The organism is Parabacteroides sp. CAG:2, assembly GCF_000436315.1.
GTDB classification, from domain to species: Bacteria; Bacteroidota; Bacteroidia; order Bacteroidales; family Tannerellaceae; genus Parabacteroides; species Parabacteroides distasonis.
Genome location: NZ_FR885271.1, coordinates 2,004 through 3,851 on the forward strand (window position 1 = coordinate 2,004; position 1,848 = coordinate 3,851).

The 1,848-nt window shown below is 49.9% G+C and carries 2 protein-coding genes and 1 pseudogene; 1 reads left to right on the top strand and 2 read right to left on the bottom strand.

The genetic code is table 11. From position 1 onward, the window contains the following. The first annotated feature begins 11 nt into the window (after positions 1 to 11). Positions 12 to 422, top strand: coding sequence for an N-acetylmuramoyl-L-alanine amidase (locus QVP94_RS03835; protein WP_012056091.1), 411 nt, complete (start codon positions 12 to 14; stop codon positions 420 to 422). Here the strand turns inward: QVP94_RS03835 and QVP94_RS03840 are convergent. Further along, positions 419 to 808 (bottom strand): hypothetical protein, encoded by a 390-nt coding sequence (locus tag QVP94_RS03840; protein WP_008779262.1) that lies wholly within the window; start codon positions 806 to 808, stop codon positions 419 to 421. The genes QVP94_RS03835 and QVP94_RS03840 overlap by 4 nt on opposite strands. A 13-nt stretch (positions 809 to 821) precedes the next feature. Continuing rightward, positions 822 to 1,848 (bottom strand): annotated as a pseudogene (nusG, locus tag QVP94_RS03845) (transcription termination/antitermination protein NusG); the annotation flags it as partial.

Consider the following 1,848-nt stretch of genomic DNA (forward strand, 5'->3'; position numbering starts at 1 on the left):
GGTTGGATCGGATGAGAACCATCACGCTGATTATCGTGCATTGCTCTGCCAATAGGCAGGGCAGCACTTTACGGATGATGGACATCGACCATCTGCATCGCTCTCTCGGCTGGAAAGGCTGCGGATATCACTTTGTCATCCCGACCGATGGTACGATCGAGACCGGTAGGCCCCTTGAACAAGTGGGCGCTCACTGTAAGAACCACAATCGGTACAGTATCGGGGTTTGCTATATCGGAGGACTCGCCAACGATGGAAAGACTCCCATGGATACCCGAACGGAAGCCCAACGAGAAGCCCTACAGGGTTTGCTTCGTGAATTGCATCAGCGATTCCCCAAAGCCCTAATCGTGGGACATCAAGACTTGGACCCGTCGAAATCCTGTCCCTGTTTTAATGTCGTGAACGAGTTTTCCGATTAGTTTAACGCAGGGAGTCCCTTCACCTCCCTCGTATGCCACGCTTGGTAGGCGGGAGCGGAGAGTTCAGGTACAGTCAATAACTTGTAATCCGCCCCGTTCTGCTTAGCTATATGTTTTCGTTCATACAAACGAAGGGAACGATCCGTTACGGAAACCATGACAACCGGAAAAGGATAAGCGTACAGGCGCATCGGCGTGATCTCACTATCCGGAAAGGCACGACGCAATTGATAAGCGGAACGTTCGAACGCGACCCAATAAGATCCCGTACAATATAAATGGATCGAGGTCTGATTCGCACACTCACGATTCATGATCTCTCTCAAATGCCCTTTCAGCAATAGCATCAAACGGATACCGGAGGGAGTTTCGCTTTCCTTTCTCATGACAGTCTACTATTTAATGTTTTAGCCAAATATCGTAATCGTGTAAACGCTGTATCAACAAGGCCTTGCTTCTCTTAGGCGAAGGGTCATCCCGCCAGGGATCTACCAGCTCATGCGCCATACGGTAATACAGGTTGCTATTCGTGCAGCCGTAAAGCGTGACGAGCAGCAAGGCACGAGAATTCACTGCCTTAACCAATGGAAGCATATTGCGTAGGGTGGAATGCAAGCGTTCAAACTCCTCTTCCTGAGCCAACAGCTTATAGGCCGGAAGGAGTAATGAGTAGACCTTGCAACGCATCACGTCGGTCTCCACACGAAGGGAAGCATAGCCCTTCAGCACCTCACGAACCAAAAGTTCGTCTTCCTTTCCCAATTTGCCCGAGAGATAATAACGCCCCAACGCCTTGTGCATACCTTCCGATAAACGATCGTTATCCAAATGGGTATAAACATGCTTGCCTTTCGTATTCAACTCAATCAGCTCATACTCGCCTTGCCTTACCTCAAATAGAGGAACCCACATACAGTCAAGGATACGTACCATGACATCCTTATGACCTCCACCCGGTTGCACCACCACCTCAGCTTCCATCCCCATGAAAGAACCCGAGGTGATACGTACACGGTCACCTTTCAGCAAGCGACCGCTATCCGGTACGTACACCGGAAGCTCATTGGAATAAGATTCTGCCATCCAGCGTAAGGTCTCCATCTCATGATCTGACAGGTAAGGGAAATAAGAGTGTTCGCCCACGGATACCCGAGGAAGAAGATTATATAAGGGCATGATACGTTTCAAACGGAAAATCTCATTCTCCGAAGCATGGATAAACACATAGTTGTATAAAAGAGGCTTCCTCGTATTGACCATCTTGCCTCCCACCTTGCGAGCCTCGACATACGAGGGGGCAAAGTACTCGAACAAGGGTTCCCCACAACGTTTACGACGGGAAAGCTCGGCATCTAATCCTTTTGACGAATAGATATTATCACGTCCCCCTATGGCGGGGGGTAGGGCCCGTTAGTACCCCCGGGCC

Bases quoted from the DNA above. Each gene is read 5' to 3' on its own strand.
- QVP94_RS03840 (WP_008779262.1), bottom strand. From the start codon at position 808: ATGAGAAAGGAAAGCGAAACTCCCTCCGGTATCCGTTTGATGCTATTG.
- QVP94_RS03835 (WP_012056091.1), top strand. From the start codon at position 12: ATGAGAACCATCACGCTGATTATCGTGCATTGCTCTGCCAATAGGCAG.